Raw genomic sequence first — 16,300 nt, 5'->3', positions numbered from 1 at the left:
GGACGCGGAGGAGCCGGGCCCGCGGCGGCGCCGCGGGCCCGGTCGGTCAGGCCGCCGCGCGGTCCCACTTCTGGTTGTCGCCGGAGTTGCAGGTCCACTGGTCGAGAGCGGTGCCGTCGGACCTGGACTGGTTCACGACGTCCAGGCACTTCCCGCTGTGCCGGGCGACGAGTTCGACGGAGCCGGCCACGTCCGTCGTCCGTACCTTCCACTGCTGGGAGGCCGATCCGTCGCAGGTGTTCTGCACCGCGTAGGCGCCGTCCGCCGTCGACGCGGCGGCGATGCCGAGGCACTTCCCGCTGTGCCGGGCCATGATCTGGACGTAGCCGGTGCCCAGGTCCTTCATCCAGAAGTCCTGGTTGACGCCCGCGCCGCATCCCCACTGGATGAGCTGGGCGCCGTCCGCCGCGTCGTAGTCCGACACGTCGGCGCACTTGCCGCTCTGATGCCCGGTCAGCGTCTCCCAGGTGACGTCCATACCGGCCACGGTCCCGGCGGCGGTGTCGACGGTGACTTGCGGGGAGTAGTCCATCGTCATGCTGGTGGGGCTGGGGAACGTCAGCGGCAGCCAGACGTACTGGGAGTCGGAGACCGTGCCGCCCATGGCGTTGCCCCAGCGGTCCCCCATGTAGAGGTAACCGGTGCCCGCTGTGCCCTGGACCGGCAGGACGTACGCGGTCTGGCTCCGGTAGGCCGTGGCGTCGCCCACGTCCTTCAGGTCGCTCCAGGTGCCGGTGATGCTGGTGGCGGTGGCGTACTTCTGCTGGTTCGGGGACCAGCCGGTGGCGCCGGAGGTGAGCAGGAAGTAGACGCCGTCGCGCTCGAACATGGCGGGAGCCTCACGCGACTGCCCCGCCCAGAGCTTCTGGACCTGGGACTCGACCGCCGTGTAGTCCGCGGTCAGCCGGTACACGTGCAGGTCGGCGTTCTCGTTGGCGGCCGAGATCATGTAGCCGGTGCCGTCCTTGTCGACGAAGGTCGTGATGTCCCTCGACATGTTGCCCAGCGGCCGGAAGCTGCCGCGCCAGGTGTAGTCGCCGTCCACCGTGGCGGACACCGCGACCGCGGCTCGGGCCTCGCCGTAGTCGGAGGCGTTCTCCTTGTGCATCCACATCACGAACTGCTTGGTGGAGCTGTTGTAGACGACTTTGGGGCGCTCGATGTTGGCCTGGTCCAGTTCCGGGTCCGAGGCCTCCGTCAGGACGTTGTTGCGGAACTCCCAGGTCTTGAGGTCGGTCGAACGGTAGGCGGAGACGTACCGGAAGGTGTTGTCGGCGTTGCGGTTCTCGCCGAACCAGTAGTAGTAGGCGCCGACCTTGAGCACGCCACCGCCGTGGGCGTGCAGGGGACTGTTGTCGGATGCGGTGAACCGCGTCCCGTTGGCGATGGTCACCTCGGCGGCGTGGGCGGTGCCCACGGAGGTGAGCAGGGAGAGGAGAAGGGCGGAGAGGGCGGAGAACAGGGCCGCCCTCCTGGAGATCCTGAGTCGCATACGGCGATACCTCGTGGTGTTCGTCGGACCGGGCGCTCCGCGCGGCCTGCGAGATCTCGGACCGCGTGGGGCCCGGAGCGTGGGGGAGTCCGAGGGACCGGCCGGTGGGGAGCTGTGGCCGGCCGGTCCGGACCGTGAACGATCACCGGTCTACGCGATGTTTTCGTAAACACGATGTGTCCGGAAGTGTGTGAGGGCCGCGGGATACTGTCAAGGCGTCGGGCAGAGGCGGCCCAGGTTTTTGACCCGCCGGTGTGTTTGCGTCAACATTGCGGGGCGGGGGCACACCAGGTGCGCCCTCGCGATGGGCCCCGAGAGAAGGCGGTCGGCTGTGGCGGAGAAGGCGACGAGAGCACCCCGCTCGCGCACGCCCCGGAAATGGCCCTCGATGGCCGAGGTCGCGGCGAAGGCGGGGGTGTCCTCCCAGACCGTCTCGCGCGTGGCCAACAACCACGACAACGTGGACGCCACGACGCGCGCCAAGGTCCTCGACGCCATGCAGGCGCTCGGATACCGCCCGAACGCGGCGGCTCGTGCGCTGGTCACGGGCAAGTTCGGGGCGCTGGGTGTGGTCAGCTTCGACGTCGGCGCGCACGGGAACGCCCGGACGCTCGCCGCCATCGCGGACGCGGCTCGCGAGGGCGGCTTCTCCGTCAACTTCATGGGGATCCGGGCGCAGACCGAGGCCGCCGTGCAGCAGGCCTTCCGCCACCTGATGCTCCAGTCCGTCGACGGCATCGTGCTGATCGAGTCGCAGATGCTCGACACGCCGTCGCTGCGCCTGCCGCCGACCATGCCGATCGTCGTCGCGGACGGCGACACCGGGCACCGCTACCCCCATGTCGACTTCGACCAGGCCCGCGGCACCCGGAGCGTGGTCGCCCACCTGCTGGAGCTGGGCCATCGCACGGTGCACCACGTCAGCGGCCCGCGCGACTCCTTCGCCGCCCGGCGGCGCGCCGAGACCTGGGAGCAGACCGTCGTCGCGGCCGGAGCCCCCCTGCACCCCGCCCTGCACGGGGACTGGAGTGCCGAGTCCGGCTATCTGGCCGGCCGGACGCTGGCGAAGATCCCCGATGCCACGGCCGTATTCGCGGCCAACGACCAGATGGCGCTGGGGGTCCTGCGCGCCATGCACGAGGCCGGGCGCAAGGTACCGGAGGAGGTCAGCGTGGCCGGCTTCGACGACGTCCCGGAGGCCCGGTTCTTCCAGCCGCCGCTGACCACGGTCCACCAGGACTTCGACGTGGTGGGGCGGCACTGCGTGACGCTGCTCCTGGAGCAGATCGAGCGCCGTGCGGGCGGCCCGCACCGGCTCGCCGTCGAACCCACCCTCGTGGTCCGGGCCAGCACGGCGCCGCCGCCCGCCTGACCTGCTCACGGTCCCGCGACGGCCCGCCCGCGTACGCGTGGGCGGGCCGCACTTCGTCATGCCTGTGGGGCCGGGCGTTCGCCCGCCGTCCGGCACGCCCCAGGATATGGCCAGGCCCGCGACTCCCGGCCGATTTCCCTCTGTTCGCTACCGCATCATGCTTGACGCCCGTCTCGGGGTGGTGCCACCATCAGCTATCGATGATTACGTAAACATGGTTCATCGACCCAGTCTTCTTCCGGCCCGTCGGCCCCGAGGCTCCCCCTCCCCCGCTCCGTTCCCGACGGTCGCTCAACGACGCAAGGAACCACCATGACGCTCCTGTCGCCGTCCGCCCAGGCAGTCCGGCCACCCCGGCCGAGGCGGCGCCGCCCTCTCGGGCGGTACGGCCTGACCGGATGGGGATTCGCCGGACCGTTCGTCGCGGTCTTCGCACTCGTCTTCCTCGCGCCGATCGGATACGCCGCCTACCTGAGCCTCTTCCGGGACCGGATGATCGGCGGCAGGTCGTTCGTGGGCATGGACAACTACCAACAGGCGCTGACCGACCCGCAGTTCTGGGAGGGCCTGGAGCGCGTCGGTCTCTTCCTGGCCGTTCAGGTGCCGATCATGCTGGGCATCGCCCTGCTGGTCGCGCTGGCGATCGACAGCGGCCGGCTGTACGGGAGGTCGTTCTTCCGCGTCGCCGTCTTCCTGCCGTACGCCGTGCCCGCCGTCGTCGCCAGCCTCATGTGGGGTTTCATCTACGGCACGCAGTTCGGGCTGGTCGGCAACATCAACGACACCTTCGGCCTGTCACTGCCCGACCCGCTCTCCCCCTCGCTGGTGCTGGCCTCGATCGGCAACATCGTGACCTGGGAGTTCGTCGGCTACAACATGCTGATCTTCTACTCGGCCCTCAGGGTCGTACCTCGCTCGCTCTACGAGGCCGCGGCCATCGACGGAGCCGGCGAATGGCGGATCATCTCCTCGGTCAAACTCCCCGCGATCCGCGGCGCCCTGGTCATCGCCACCATCTTCTCCGTCATCGGCAGCTTCCAGCTGTTCAACGAGCCCAGCATCCTGCAGAAGCTCGCGCCCAACGCGATCACCAACGACTTCACCCCGAACCTCTACACGTACTCGCTGTCCTTCGCCGGACAGCAGCACAACTACGCCGCGACCGTGGCGATCGTGATGGGCGTGATCACCGCGATCATCGCCTACGCGGTCCAGCTGCGCGCCATGCGGAAGGGCTGACCCATGACCACCTCCCGGCGGCCCCCGCACACGCCGCTCAACCCACGCCGCAGCGTCCCGCTGACCCTGATCACCGGCGTCGTCGTCCTGTACACACTGGCCCCACTGCTGTGGCTGGTCATCAACGCCACGAAGAACCAGCGAGGGCTGTTCGACTCGTTCGGCCTCTGGTTCGCCGACGACTTCAGCCTCTGGGACAACATCACCCGGACCCTCACCTACGACGACGGCGCCTTCGTCCGCTGGTTCCTCAACACCCTGCTGTACGTCACGCTCGGAGCCGGGGGCGCCACCGTCCTGGCCGTACTCGGCGGCTACGCCCTGGCGAAGTACGACTTCCCCGGCCGGCGCGCCGTGTTCGCCGTCGTCATCGGCGCGGTCGCCGTCCCCGGCACGGCTCTCGCCGTACCCACCTTCCTGATGTTCAGCAACATGGGCCTGACGAACACCCCTTGGGCCGTGATCATCCCGTCCCTGATATCTCCGTTCGGGCTCTACCTCATGTGGGTCTTCGCCTCCGAGGCCGTCCCCGCCGGGCTGCTGGAGGCCGCGCGGATCGACGGATCGAGCGAGCTGCGCACCTTCTTCACGATCGCGCTGCCCCTGCTGATGCCGGGGACCATCACCGTCCTGCTGTTCTCGATGGTCGCGACGTGGAACAACTACTTCCTGCCGCTGATCATGATCAAGGACCCGGACTGGTATCCGCTGACCCTCGGCCTCAACGCCTGGAACGCCCAGGCCCAGACGGCGGGCGGCGAAGCCGTCTTCGACCTCATCATCACCGGCTCCCTGCTGACGATCGTGCCGATCGTGGCGGCCTTCCTGCTGCTCCAGCGCTACTGGCAGTCCGGTCTGGCCGCGGGCAGCGTCAAGGAATGACGCCGCCTCCCGGTCCTCCTCTCCCCTCCCCTCCGCCGCATCACCGACCAGGAGCACATCCCATGAGAACGCACTCCACCCGCAGGCTCCTCGGCGCGCTCGCCGTCGCCTCCGCTCTCGCGCTGACCGCCACGGCCTGCGGCGGTTCGGACTCCGACGCGAGCGACAGCTCCCCCAAGGGCGTCAGAGCGGCGCTCGAAAAGGGCGGGAAGCTGACCGTGTGGGCCTGGGAGCCCACGCTCAAGAAGGTGGCGGCGGACTTCGAGAAGAAGTACCCCGACGTCGATGTCGAACTGGTCAACGCGGGCACCGGCGACAAGCAGTACACGGCTCTGCAGAACGCGATGGACGCCGGTTCCGGTGCCCCGGACGTCGCCCAGGTCGAGTACTACGCCCTCGGCCAGTTCGCCATCGCCAAGTCCGTCGAGGACCTGGCTCCCTACGGCGCGCGGAAGTACGGCAAGACCTTCACGACCGGCCCGTGGAACGCGGTCACGCGGGACAAGTCGGTCTACGCCCTCCCGATGGACTCCGGGCCCATGGCCTTCTTCTACAACAAGAAGGTCTTCGACAAGCACGGCGTCAAGGTGCCGACCACCTGGGACGAGTACGTGGAGGCGGCCCGCACCCTGCACAAGGCCGACCCCAAGATCTTCATCACCAATGACACCGGGGACGCCGGGGCGACCACCAGCCTCATCTGGCAGGCCGGCGGACGCCCCTACAAGGCCGACGGCACGAACGTGAGCGTGGGCTTCGACGACGCGGGCACCAGGAAGTACACCGCGACCTGGCAGAAGCTCCTCGACGAGAAGCTGGTCGCGCCGGTCACCTCCTGGAGCGACGCCTGGTACAAGGGCCTGGCCGACGGTTCCCTGGCCACCCTCTCCATCGGCGCCTGGATGCCGGCCAACCTCACCTCCGGGGTCCCGGCGGCCTCCGGCGACTGGCGGGTCGCACCGCTGCCGCAGTGGACGAAGGGCGACCGGACGAGCGCGGAGAACGGCGGCAGCTCGCTGGCCGTGCCGAAGGCCGCGAAGAACAAGGAACTGGCCTACGCCTTTACGGAGTTCGCGACGACCGGTGCCGGTGCGAGCGCCCGTGTCGCCCAGGGCGCCTTCCCGGCCACCCGCGCCGACCTGGAGTCGAAGGCGTTCCTCGACGCCCCGTTCCCGTACTTCGGCGGGCAGAAGGCCAACCAGGTGTTCGCCGAGTCGGCCCGTAACGTCGGCGCGGACTGGTCCTACCTGCCTTATCAGGTCTACGCGAACTCCATCTTCAATGACACCGCGGGCAAGGCGTACGTTTCCTCCACCACGCTCTCCGACGGACTGAAGGCCTGGCAGGACGCGAGCGTCAAGTACGGCAAGGACCAGGGCTTCACCGTCGACTAGTCCGGCCACCGATTCCCGCTGTTTGTTTCCTTTGCGCTCTCGGAACGTCTGGGCGTGCCACCGGCATCGATGGCACGCTCAGACGAACTGGGAGTTTTTTCCTTCCTGTTCACAGATTCGGCGCGTGAACATCACAGGCGTATTTCAACCCGTCACGCCTCTTGACGCGGAGGAAACCGCGTTATGTTATGCAGTTAAACGTTTGAATGTGTTTGATTTCGACGATTCCGGTTCCCTACCGAGGCACCCTCAGCCCGCAGCCTCAATCTCTCTCGAACCGGCCTCCGCGCGACTGTGCAGCGGCGGCCGCTGTCAGTACAAAGGAGCCCCTGATGTTCCGTTCCACCTCCAGCCGTGCGGCCGCCGCCACCGGTCTCCTCCTGGCCCTCGGCCTCACCTCAGCGTGTTCCTCGGGCAAGGAGGCCACCGACGACGACCAGGGCGGCAAGGTCAAGGGCGCGATCTCGCTCACGTATCTGCAGAAGCAGGGCGACCAGGAGTACTTCATCGGCGAGGCCGCGGGCGCGAAGGCCAAGGCGAAGGAGCTCGGCATCGGCCTCAAGGTGGTGAACCTGGGCAACGACGCCAACAAGACGGTCAGCGAGGTGCAGTCGGCGATCGCGCAGAAGACGAGCGGCGTCATCATCGTCGTTCCGGACCCCGCCGTCGGCCCGCAGGTCGTGCAGACCACGAAGGAGGCCAAGGTCGCGCTGCTGACGTCCGACGACCAGATCTGCGCCACGGGACCCGACCCGGCCAAGTGCGGCAAGGACGATCTCGTCCCGCGGATCGGGTTCAGCGGCGACCAGATGGGCGGGGAGGTCGGCAAGCGCGCCGCCGCCGAGTACAAGAAGGCCGGCTGGAAGGCCGCGGACACCCGCATCATCTCGGCCTGGAAGCAGGACGTCACCGTCTGCGGCGACCGGGTGGCAGGGGCCAAGAAGGCGTTCCAGGCCGCCGTTCCCGGTGTGAAGACCATCAACGTCCCCACCGACAACACCCCCACGGGCGCGCAGGACAAGATCGCCGCGACGATCACCGCGAACTCCAAGGTGAAGAACTGGGTCGTCTGGGGCTGCAACGACGAGAACGTCATGGGCGGCGTGACCGCGCTCGCCAACGCCGACGTCAAGCCGGACAACGTTATCGGAGTCGGTCTCGGCGCCTACCTCGCGTGCAAGGAATGGCAGTCCGACAAGCCGACCGGCATGAAGGCCGCCCTCTTCATCAACGGCAAGGACGTCGGCGCCCTGGCCGTCCAGACCATGTACGACAAGCTCAAGAAGGACAAGAAGTTCCCCGCCGAGGCCTTCGCCCCCACCACCATGGTCGACTCCACCTCGTGGAAGGGCGCCGGAGTCACCTGCAGCTGAGTGCTCCCGGCGGGCGGCCACGACACGCCGCCGCCCGCCGGTGAACCCACCGCGCTTCCGCCCTTGCCTGCATCACGCCATCGAGGTGAACCGACCCATGACCCCAGAGCAACACCCGGCCGCCGCACCGGAACCCCCCGGCGGCCCGGCGGCGCCCCACCCCACTCCCGTCGCCGTCTCTGGCCTCACCAAGCGCTTCGGCACCGTGCAGGCGCTCGGCGGCGTCACACTCGACTTCCCGTCCGGACAGATCACCGCGCTGATGGGTGAGAACGGCGCCGGAAAGTCCACACTCCTGAAGATCCTCACCGGCGACCACCAGCCCACCGAGGGGGGCGTGGTCATGGACGGGGAGGACATCACGCTCGACTCCCCCGCCCGCGCACGGGCCGCCGGTATCCGGATCATCCCGCAGGAACCCGAGATCATCCCCCACATCTCCGTGGCGGAGAACGTGTACGCCGGCGCCCTCCCCCGCAAGCGCGGACGGGTGCTGGACCGGGCCGAGCTCAACCGGCGCATCAGGGCCGACCTGGACCGGCTGGGCTTCGCCCACGTCCTGGACCCCGCGCTGCTCGGCTCCCAGCTCACGCCCGCGCAGCGCCAGTTGGTCGAGATCATGCGTGCGCTGACGGGTGCCACGACCGCGCGGCTGATCGCCTTCGACGAACCCACCTCTTCGCTCTCCGAGCACGAGGTGGACGCCCTGTTCACCCTCATCCGGCGGCTGCGCGACGAGGGCATCGCCATCGTCTACGTCTCGCACCGCATGCAGGAGATCTTCCAGCTCGCCGACCGCATCGCCGTCCTTCGCGACGGCAGCCTGGTCGGCGTCCAGGACGCCGCCGCCACCAACGAGGGCGAGCTCGTACGCCAGATGGTCGGCCGTGACCTGTCCGCCGCGTTCGTACGCCCGCATGTCGCGACCGACCGCCTGGTCCTCGACGTCCAGCACCTCACCACCGACGACGTCACCGACATCTCGCTGCAGGTCCACGCGGGCGAGGTGGTAGGCCTCGCTGGCCTGATCGGGGCCGGCCGCTCGGAACTCGCCCTCGCGCTCGCGGGCGACCTGCCCATCCGTGAGGGCACGGTCACGCTCGACGGCGCGCCGCTGCGCAGCGGCCGGCCGGGCGAGGTCATCGCCGCGGGTCTCGGGCTGGCGCCCGAGGAACGCAAGGCCCAGGCGTTGTTCCTGCAGCAGTCCATCAAGGAAAACACCTCGCTCGTGGTGCTGGACCGGTTGCGGCGCTTCCGCTTCGTCCGGCGTACGGCGGAACGCCGCCTCGCGCAGGAGTACACCGACCGGCTCCGGGTCCGGGCCCCGTCGGTCGACCACGAGGTGCGCAAACTGTCGGGCGGCAACCAGCAGAAGGTGGTCCTGGCCCGCTGGCTGGCCCGCAAGCCGAAGGTGCTGGTCCTGGACGAGCCGACCCGCGGCATCGACGTCGGCGCCAAGGCGGAGATCTACCAGATCATCGCCGACCTGGCGGCCGAGGGGGTCGCGTTGCTGGTCATCTCCTCCGAGCTCCCCGAACTCCTGGGCCTCGCGGACCGTGTGGTCGTGATGCAGAACGGCCGCATCACGGGCGAACTCGACCGCGGTGAAGCCACCGAAGAATCCATCCTCCAGCTCGCCATGGCCGACGACATAGTCGGCACCGCCCCCGGAGCCTCCTCATGACCCTCACCAGTTCCCCCTCTCCGTCCGTGAAGGGAACCCCCGGCGACAGCCCCGCCCCGCGCCGATCGAAGCTCCTTTCCGGCCTGGGCGGCCAGAACGTCAGCCTGATCGGTGCGCTCGCCGTCGTCCTCATCCTGTTCGGTGTCCTGAACGACAACTATCTGAGCCTGTCGAACATGCAGGTCATCGCCGAAGCGGCGACCATCACCGGGCTGCTGGCGATCGTGCAGACCGTGGTCATCATCTGCGGCGGTCTGGACATCTCCGTCGGCTCGCAGGTGGGCGTGGCCTCGGTCGTCAGCGCCATGGTGTTCACCTCAGCCGGCTCGAACGCCTTCCTCGGCATGGCCGCGGCCGTCGGCGTCGGTGTCCTGATCGGCGCGCTGAACGGCCTGGTGATCGTCTACGGCCGGGTCAACCCCACGATCGCGACCCTGGCGGGGCTCGCCGCCTACAAGGGGCTCGCCCAGCTCCTGTCGGACGGACGGGCCCAGGGATACGTCCTCAACAACGACTTCTTCATCTTCCTCGGGCGCGGCAAGATCGCCGGTCTGCCGGTCATGGTCTGGATCCTGATCGTGGTGGCCGTCGTCGTCCACCTGCTGCTGAAGTACACCGACATCGGGCGCAACCTGTACGCGATCGGCGGCAACGACACCGCCGCCCGGCTCGCCGGTATCAACATCAACAAGTACCTGATCTGCGTCTACGCCCTCATCGGCGTCGTCGCCGCCATCGCGGGCATCCTGCTGACCGCCCGCACCGGCTCCGGTCAGCCCGTCTCCGGCAGTGAGGGCCTCGAACTCAAGGCGATCACCGCGGCGGCCCTGGGCGGCGCGGCGCTCAAGGGCGGCAAGGGCGGTATCGGCGGCACCCTGCTGGCCGTGGCGCTGCTCGGCTGCCTGGAGAACGGCCTGACCGTCCAGGGCATCAACACCTTCTGGCAGAACGTCGCCCAGGGCGCGCTGCTCGTCATCGCCGTCGTCATCCAGCAGCGCCGCAGCGGTGAGCGGGCGGTCGGGCTGCCGCACTGACCGCTTCCTCCGTCGCCGCGCCGGCCGGCGCGGCGACGGACCGTTCAGCGGGCGGAACGCCGGACGTACGTCGTCACCGGTCGCTCAGTGGCGGCCGACCTCGATCCGGATCAGGTTGCGCCCGCGGATGGCGTAGAACCTGCCACGCTCGTCCACCGCGGCTCGCGGGATGCCGTACCAGTCCGCGTCGAGCGCGACCAGGTCCGTACGCGCGAACGTCCTGCGGTCGTAGCGGACGAAGTCCGAGCTGGACGCGCCGTACACGTACCCCCGGTCGGCCAGCAGGGTCCCGTAGTTCGGCACGACCGGGCCGTGGTTGGCCGTGTGGATCACCTTTCGGGTGCGCAGGTCGATCACGAAGAAGTCGCCCTTGTAGCACATGACGTACAGGTGATGGCCGAGCACGGTGAGCCCGGTGATACCGGTGGGCTTGGTCTGCGGCGTCATCCGCCACAGCTCCCGCTTCCGGACCGGGTCCCACGCGACCAGTGTGCCTGCGGTGGAGGCGCCGTTCTGACCGCCGAGATAGGCCACGCCCTCGTGGGCGACGACCGCACGGATCATCTGGTCGTCGTCGATCGGGTTGACGGCGACCGTGGTGGCGCCGCTCCTCGGATCGAAGGTCATCAGCGATCCGGCCAGATCGTAGTCGGACTGGATGCCCATCAGGGCCAGTCGGTGCCGGTCGTCCCAGACGATCTGGTGCGGGCGGTTCTGCTTCGGCGGCAGATCGGCCAGCTTGCGGGGCCACTCGTCGTCCGTGCGCGGGTTGTACGCCAGGAGACCGATCGCGTTGTACTGGGCGAGGTAGGCGGTGCCCTTGTGCAGCAGGATGTCCTTGGCCTCGCTCGTCGCCAGCACCCTGCTCTGCTTACCGGTTCGCAGGTCGTGCCGTGCCACCGTGTTCGTCCCGCCGACGTACACGTTGTGCGTGTCGGCGGCCACCGACATCGCCAGCTGCGGGCCGATCGGAGCGCCTGCCTCGATCAGGTCCCACGAGGTGTCGGAGCCGGTGCTCGGGTCGACCTCGAAGATCAGGCCGAAAGCAGAGACGACGATCACCTTGTCGCCGCGGATCCACAGGCCCCAGAGCTCGCCGAAATTGCCCTCCTTGAGCTTGATCTCACGGAACTTCCCGGTGCTCAGCGTCAGTTCGATCAGCGCGGCACCATTGAAGTACATCTTGTCGCCGAGCTTGCGCGGCAGCCGGAGGAAGGACTGCTTGCTCTGAACGAGCGTGTACGTGTCCGGGTCATCGGCGTCCATGATCGCGACCGCCGCACCGTCGGCGGTGGTCGAGCACACGTACAGCGTGCCGTCGTAGAGGCCGATGTCACGGACCTCCACCTGCCCCGCGAATTCCTTCGGGAGGATCGAGGTGATCTTCTTCGTGGCGCGGTCCATGACGAAGAGTCCGGCCTTGGTGCTGGTCGGAGTGGCGCCGAGCGACGCGCCCGTTCCGATGTAGATCCTGTCCTCGGTGGCCAGCAGGCAGCGGATCATCGGGACGTCCGGATCGGGGATCGCGATCTCGGTGAGCTCACCGGTGGCCGGGTCGTACTGACGCAGCTTGGGCCGGGGCTCCCGTCCACCGAAGAAGATCTTGTTGTCGGGGGACGCGCTGATGGCGTACGGGTCGAGGCCGGGGATCGAGTGGAGATCCTCCTTGGGCGCGCCGGCCGCGGACAGGTCGAGCCGGATGAAACCGGGGCCGGGCGCGGAGTCGTACTCCCGGATCGCCGAGTACAGATACCGCCCGTCCGGGTCGACGGCGAGCAGCTGGGTGCTGATCCCGGGACCCTCGGTGACGCTGGTGACCTTCCCGGTGCCGAAGTCGAAGCCGATGATCCGCGTCGGGTCGATGTTGCGCGAAGCTATGTACGCCTTGTCGCCCACCGGAATGGCGGCGGCGAGCGAGAAGTTGTTCACCCCCGGGCCGAGGTCCGTGACCCGCACCCCCGCGTTCCGCGCCGCCACGGCGTCGGTCGCGGGCAGGCCGGTGACGGCCAGCGCACCCGCACCGACGGCTCCCCACTGCATCAGCTTCCGTCGTGTGATCTGTCCGTCCTGCATGTTCAGTGCTCCTTCGTAGGGTTTCTGAGGATGCGCACGGGGAGTTCATGGCCTTCCCCGTGGCCGGATGGATCAGGCGGCGGTCCAGCGCAGGCCGCCCAGGAGGTGGCCTCGGAAGGCCGGGTCTGTGTAGGCGTCGGCCGCGTGGCCCAGCGACGTGTAGAACGCGCGCCCGGCGCCGGACTCCCTGCACCACACCAGGGGGTGGTCGGCGCCCATGCCGCCACCCTCGTAGCCGGATTCGTCGATGGTCGCGAGGACCTGTACGCCGGGGCGCCGCGGGTTGCTCCGGAAGTCGTACCACTCGTCGTTCCAGTCCCACCGCCGCGGCAGATGACGCGTCGACGGATGGTCCAGGTCCTCGACCAGCACGGTGCCGGGCTGGAAGTCCGGGTGGCCGGCGAAGCGTGCGCCGAGCAACTCCCCGTAGTACGGCCAGTCGTACTCGGTGCACGCGGCGGAGTGGACGCCCATGAAGCCGCCGCCGTCGGAGGTCCAGCGCCGCAGCGCCAGCTGCCCGTCCGGGGTGAGCACCTCGCCGCTGGTGGACAGGAAGACCACCGCGCTGCGCCCGGCGAGGGAGGCGTCGGTGAAGACCGAGGGGTCCTCGGTGGTCTCCACGGTGAAGCCGTGCTCCTCCCCCAGCTCCCGCAGGGCCGCCTGTCCGGCGGGGATCGAGTCGTGGCGGTAGGCCGTGGTGCGGGTGAAGACGAGAACGTCCGACAGACGGTCGGGCTGGGACATGCTGGCGCTCCTGGTTCTGGACGTGCGGGATGATCGTCAGTCTCACAGGGCGGGGCGGGGCGGCGCGGCGGCCGCCCGGGGCGCTCAGGCCGAGGTGGTCAGGGCCGCGCGGTTCACGGGATACGCGAACTCCCGCCCGGCGCAGTACCGTTCGACCTCGTCCAGGGCGCTGCGGGTGATCCGGGCGAGCTCACCGCCGAGCGATCCGGCGATGTGCGGGGTCAGCAGCACGTTCGGCAGGGCGTACAGCGGTGAGGCCGCCGGCAGCACTTCGGGTTCCGTGACGTCGAGAACGGCGTGGACGCGCCCCGACAGCGCCTCCGCGGTGAGGGCCTCGGTGTCGATGAGTGAGCCGCGCCCCGTGTTGACGAGCGTGGCGCCGTCCCGCAGGAGCGAGAGTCTGCGGGCGTCGAGCAGATGGTACGTCTCGGGCAGCGCGGGTGCGTGCAGCGAGACGACGTCGGAGACGGCCAGCAGTTCGTCGAGCTCGACGAGCCGGGCGCCCATCGACCGGGCGGACTCGGGGTCGAGGTGCGGGTCGGCCAGCAGGATGTCGAAGTCGTGGGGCCGGAGCAGCTCCAGCACCCGGCGTCCCACCAGGGACGCGCCGACGAGTCCGATCGTCCGGCGGTAGTTGCCGAATCCCGGGAAGTGGGCCGCCCAGTCCAGGGCGTCGCGGTGTTCGCGGTAGAGCCCGCCGATCTCCAGGACGCGCTTGTTGGCGAAGAGGATCGCGGCGAGGGTGTATTCGGCGACGGGTACGGCGTTGGCGGCGGCCGCCGTGGAGACCTGGATGCCTCGGTCCCAGCAGGCGTCCGTCACATGGTGTTTGACGCTTCCCGCCGCGTGCACGACCGCCTTCAGCGCCGGCATGCGGGTCAGTACGGTGTCGTCGAGCGGGCGGCAGCCCCAGGACGTGATCAGGATCTCGACGGCGGCCAGGTGGGGTACTTGGTCGAAGTCCTCCGCGACGAAGTCCGGTTCGATGTCGACGAGGCGGGTCAGGCGGTCGGTCGCGGCACGCGGGAAGAGTGCGTCCCGGTGCGGCCGGCCCATCGCGAACAGGGCGCGGGGGCGGGGCGGGGTGGATGGCATGGGGGTTCCTCGGGACGATGGCCTACTTGACGGCGCCGGCTGTCATGCCGGACTTCCAGAACCGCTGGAGCATCAGGAAGAGGATGACCAGCGGGACCACGGACACCAGCGATCCGACGATGGCCAGGAGGTAGTCCTGTGGGTGCCCCTGGGAGAGCGCGGAGGAGTACCAGACGTACAGCCCGAGGTTGACCGGGAAGAGGTCCTTGTCGGACAGCATCACCAGGGGGAGGAAGAAGCTGTTCCAGATCTGGGTGAACTGGAAGAGGAAGATGGTCACGAAGCCCGGTGCGATCATGGGCAGACCGATCCGGCAGAAGGTCCTGAACTCCCCCGCCCCGTCCACACGGGCGGCTTCCAGGACCTCGTTGGGGATGTACGAGGCGCTGAAGACACGGGCCAGGTACACCCCGAACGGGAACACCAGGCCGGGGATGAACACGCCCCAGAAGGAGTTCACCAGACCGGCTTTGGCGGCGAGCAGGTAGAGCGGGATCGCCATCGCCGTTCCGGGCACCATCACGCCCAGCAGGACGAAGGAGAAGAGCCTCTCCTTGCCGGGGAAGTTCAGTTTGTCGAACGTGTACCCGGCGGCCACGCTGAACACGGTCGCCAGCAGCGAGCCGACACCGGCGTACAGGACCGTGTTGAGCAGCCAGCGCAGGAAGATTCCGTTGTCGACCTGGAAGAGGTACTTGAGGTTGTCGACGAGCGCGAAGTCCTTGCCCGGGGCGAAGCCGTTGGTGGCGAAGAGGTCCTGGCGGCTCTTGGTGGACGAGAGGAACAGCCAGAGCATCGGCAGCAGTGTGTAGAGGGCGGCGAGACCGAGCATGGCGGTCACACCGGCTCTGGACAGGAGGACCGATGGCCGGTTCCCGGCGCCACGCCGCCCCGGCCCGCGGTTGTCCGTCCGGCTCTTGCCCGTCCCGCTCCTCTCCGTCCCGTTCCCGCCCGTGCTGTCCGGAGCCGGACCGGAGCCGTAGGGGGCGACGCGTGTCATGGTCTTGGTCACGGCTTGCTCCTGCTGCGCGAAAAGCGGGTGACGAGGAAGGACAGCAGCGCGGCGAACAGCGCGATGAGCAGCGAGGCCGCCGCTGCCAGTCCGAAGTCGTTGTGGGTGAAGGCGGCGGTCTGGACGAACATGTTGGGGGTCCAGCTGCTGCCGATGGAGCTGGACGCGCTGTAGATGACCTTCGGTTCGGTGAAGAGCTGGACCGATCCGATGACGGTGAACAGCACGGCCAGGGCGATGGCCGGACGGATCATCGGGACCTTGATGGAGAGGGCGGTACGGATCTGGCCGGCGCCGTCGATCTTCGCCGCGTCCAGGGCCTCGGTCGGCACCGCCTGGAGGGCCGCGTAGAAGATGACCATGTTGTAGCCGATCCACTCCCAGACGGCGATGTTCGCCGCCGAGAAGACCGCGTTGTCGGCCGACAGGAAGTCGATGTCGAGGCCGCCGGCGTTGAGGAAGTCGATCACCGGGCTGAGTCCGGGCGTGTACAGGTAGACCCAGATGAGTGCCGCGATCAGACCGGGCACCGCGTGCGGGAGGAACAGCGCCAGCTGGAAGAAGGTCCGCGCCCTGGTCAGCGCCGAGTCCAGCAGCAGGGCGAGGGCGAGCGCGCCGCCGATCATTATCGGGATGTAGATCGCGACGTAGGCGGCGATGGTGAGGAATCCGCCGCGGAACGCCGGGTCCGACAGCGCGTGTACGTAGTTGTCCAGTCCGGCGAAGACCTCTTTTGTCCCGCCGAAGCCGAGGCCGGAGGTGTGGGTGGTGAACAGGCTCATCCAGCCCGCGTAGACCAGCGGGGCGAGGGTGACGGCGGTGAAGAGGACGAAGAAGGGTGCCAGGAGCAGCGTGGCGGTGCGGCGCTGGGCGCGGGCTGACGGAGTTGTCATACCGGGCCTTTCT

The 16,300-nt window shown here is 68.8% G+C and carries 13 protein-coding genes; 7 read left to right on the top strand and 6 right to left on the bottom strand.

Features of this window, described 5'->3' with window-relative positions; genetic code table 11:
* Positions 1-46 precede the first annotated feature (46 nt).
* Positions 47-1,492 carry an RICIN domain-containing protein gene (locus ACFVQ0_RS24180; RefSeq protein WP_390091243.1) on the bottom strand — a complete coding sequence of 482 codons (1,446 nt, stop codon included), beginning with the start codon at positions 1,490-1,492 and terminating at the stop codon, positions 47-49.
* A 388-nt stretch (positions 1,493-1,880) separates the two neighbouring features.
* Here ACFVQ0_RS24180 and ACFVQ0_RS24175 point away from each other — a divergent pair, with 388 nt between their 5' ends.
* The 7 genes from ACFVQ0_RS24175 (at position 1,881) to ACFVQ0_RS24145 (ending at position 10,470) form a co-directional block, all read left to right on the top strand.
* A complete protein-coding gene (locus tag ACFVQ0_RS24175; RefSeq protein ID WP_390091241.1) occupies positions 1,881-2,864 on the top strand; it encodes a LacI family DNA-binding transcriptional regulator in 984 nt (327 codons plus the stop codon).
* 312 nt (positions 2,865-3,176) lie between these two features.
* Positions 3,177-4,103, top strand: coding sequence for a carbohydrate ABC transporter permease (locus ACFVQ0_RS24170; RefSeq protein WP_390091239.1), 927 nt, complete (start codon positions 3,177-3,179; stop codon positions 4,101-4,103).
* A gap of 3 nt (positions 4,104-4,106) precedes the next feature.
* On the top strand, positions 4,107-4,985 hold the full coding sequence (locus tag ACFVQ0_RS24165; protein WP_390091237.1) for a carbohydrate ABC transporter permease: 879 nt from the start codon (positions 4,107-4,109) through the stop codon (positions 4,983-4,985).
* Between the two features lie 62 nt (positions 4,986-5,047).
* Positions 5,048-6,379 carry an ABC transporter substrate-binding protein gene (locus ACFVQ0_RS24160; protein ID WP_390091235.1) on the top strand — a complete coding sequence of 444 codons (1,332 nt, stop codon included), beginning with the start codon at positions 5,048-5,050 and terminating at the stop codon, positions 6,377-6,379.
* A 332-nt stretch (positions 6,380-6,711) separates the two neighbouring features.
* A complete protein-coding gene (locus ACFVQ0_RS24155; RefSeq protein WP_390091233.1) occupies positions 6,712-7,752 on the top strand; it encodes a substrate-binding domain-containing protein in 1,041 nt (346 codons plus the stop codon).
* A 97-nt stretch (positions 7,753-7,849) separates the two neighbouring features.
* Positions 7,850-9,436 carry a sugar ABC transporter ATP-binding protein gene (locus ACFVQ0_RS24150; RefSeq protein WP_390091231.1) on the top strand — a complete coding sequence of 529 codons (1,587 nt, stop codon included), beginning with the start codon at positions 7,850-7,852 and terminating at the stop codon, positions 9,434-9,436.
* Positions 9,433-10,470 (top strand): ABC transporter permease, encoded by a 1,038-nt coding sequence (locus ACFVQ0_RS24145; protein ID WP_390091229.1) that lies wholly within the window; start codon positions 9,433-9,435, stop codon positions 10,468-10,470. The genes ACFVQ0_RS24150 and ACFVQ0_RS24145 overlap by 4 nt, the downstream gene beginning before the upstream one ends.
* A gap of 84 nt (positions 10,471-10,554) precedes the next feature.
* On the opposite strand, the gene ACFVQ0_RS24140 is transcribed toward ACFVQ0_RS24145, so the two are convergent.
* From ACFVQ0_RS24140 to ACFVQ0_RS24120, 5 genes are all read right to left on the bottom strand, one after another.
* Positions 10,555-12,543, bottom strand: a complete 1,989-nt coding sequence (locus ACFVQ0_RS24140) for a hypothetical protein (protein ID WP_390091227.1) — start codon at positions 12,541-12,543, stop codon at positions 10,555-10,557.
* A gap of 72 nt (positions 12,544-12,615) precedes the next feature.
* A complete protein-coding gene (locus tag ACFVQ0_RS24135) occupies positions 12,616-13,287 on the bottom strand; it encodes a ThuA domain-containing protein (RefSeq protein ID WP_390091225.1) in 672 nt (223 codons plus the stop codon).
* 84 nt (positions 13,288-13,371) lie between these two features.
* On the bottom strand, positions 13,372-14,382 hold the full coding sequence (locus ACFVQ0_RS24130) for a hydroxyacid dehydrogenase (protein WP_390091223.1): 1,011 nt from the start codon (positions 14,380-14,382) through the stop codon (positions 13,372-13,374).
* A 22-nt stretch (positions 14,383-14,404) separates the two neighbouring features.
* Complete coding sequence (locus ACFVQ0_RS24125) at positions 14,405-15,394, bottom strand: carbohydrate ABC transporter permease (protein ID WP_390091221.1); 990 nt, start codon at positions 15,392-15,394, stop codon at positions 14,405-14,407.
* Entirely contained in the window at positions 15,391-16,287 is an 897-nt protein-coding gene (locus ACFVQ0_RS24120) for a carbohydrate ABC transporter permease (protein WP_390091219.1), read from the bottom strand. Before ACFVQ0_RS24120 ends, ACFVQ0_RS24125 begins: the two co-directional genes overlap by 4 nt.
* Between the last annotated feature and the right edge of the window lie 13 nt (positions 16,288-16,300).

Origin of the sequence: Streptomyces sp. NPDC057900 (assembly GCF_042887885.1) — a bacterium.
In the GTDB taxonomy this organism is placed as follows: Bacteria; Actinomycetota; Actinomycetes; order Streptomycetales; family Streptomycetaceae; genus Streptomyces.
Note: the sequence above shows the minus strand (reverse complement) of the source record. Positions and strands in the feature narration are given on the sequence as shown.

What these genes read in the sequence shown, in the direction of transcription:
- ACFVQ0_RS24180 (WP_390091243.1), bottom strand. Translation starts at nt 1,492, where the DNA reads ATGCGACTCAGGATCTCCAGGAGGGCGGCCCTGTTCTCCGCCCTCTCC.
- ACFVQ0_RS24175 (WP_390091241.1), top strand. Translation starts at nt 1,881, where the DNA reads ATGGCCGAGGTCGCGGCGAAGGCGGGGGTGTCCTCCCAGACCGTCTCG.
- ACFVQ0_RS24170 (WP_390091239.1), top strand. Translation starts at nt 3,177, where the DNA reads ATGACGCTCCTGTCGCCGTCCGCCCAGGCAGTCCGGCCACCCCGGCCG.
- ACFVQ0_RS24165 (WP_390091237.1), top strand. Translation starts at nt 4,107, where the DNA reads ATGACCACCTCCCGGCGGCCCCCGCACACGCCGCTCAACCCACGCCGC.
- ACFVQ0_RS24160 (WP_390091235.1), top strand. Translation starts at nt 5,048, where the DNA reads ATGAGAACGCACTCCACCCGCAGGCTCCTCGGCGCGCTCGCCGTCGCC.
- ACFVQ0_RS24155 (WP_390091233.1), top strand. Translation starts at nt 6,712, where the DNA reads ATGTTCCGTTCCACCTCCAGCCGTGCGGCCGCCGCCACCGGTCTCCTC.
- ACFVQ0_RS24150 (WP_390091231.1), top strand. Translation starts at nt 7,850, where the DNA reads ATGACCCCAGAGCAACACCCGGCCGCCGCACCGGAACCCCCCGGCGGC.
- ACFVQ0_RS24145 (WP_390091229.1), top strand. Translation starts at nt 9,433, where the DNA reads ATGACCCTCACCAGTTCCCCCTCTCCGTCCGTGAAGGGAACCCCCGGC.
- ACFVQ0_RS24140 (WP_390091227.1), bottom strand. Translation starts at nt 12,543, where the DNA reads ATGCAGGACGGACAGATCACACGACGGAAGCTGATGCAGTGGGGAGCC.
- ACFVQ0_RS24135 (WP_390091225.1), bottom strand. Translation starts at nt 13,287, where the DNA reads ATGTCCCAGCCCGACCGTCTGTCGGACGTTCTCGTCTTCACCCGCACC.
- ACFVQ0_RS24130 (WP_390091223.1), bottom strand. Translation starts at nt 14,382, where the DNA reads ATGCCATCCACCCCGCCCCGCCCCCGCGCCCTGTTCGCGATGGGCCGG.
- ACFVQ0_RS24120 (WP_390091219.1), bottom strand. Translation starts at nt 16,287, where the DNA reads ATGACAACTCCGTCAGCCCGCGCCCAGCGCCGCACCGCCACGCTGCTC.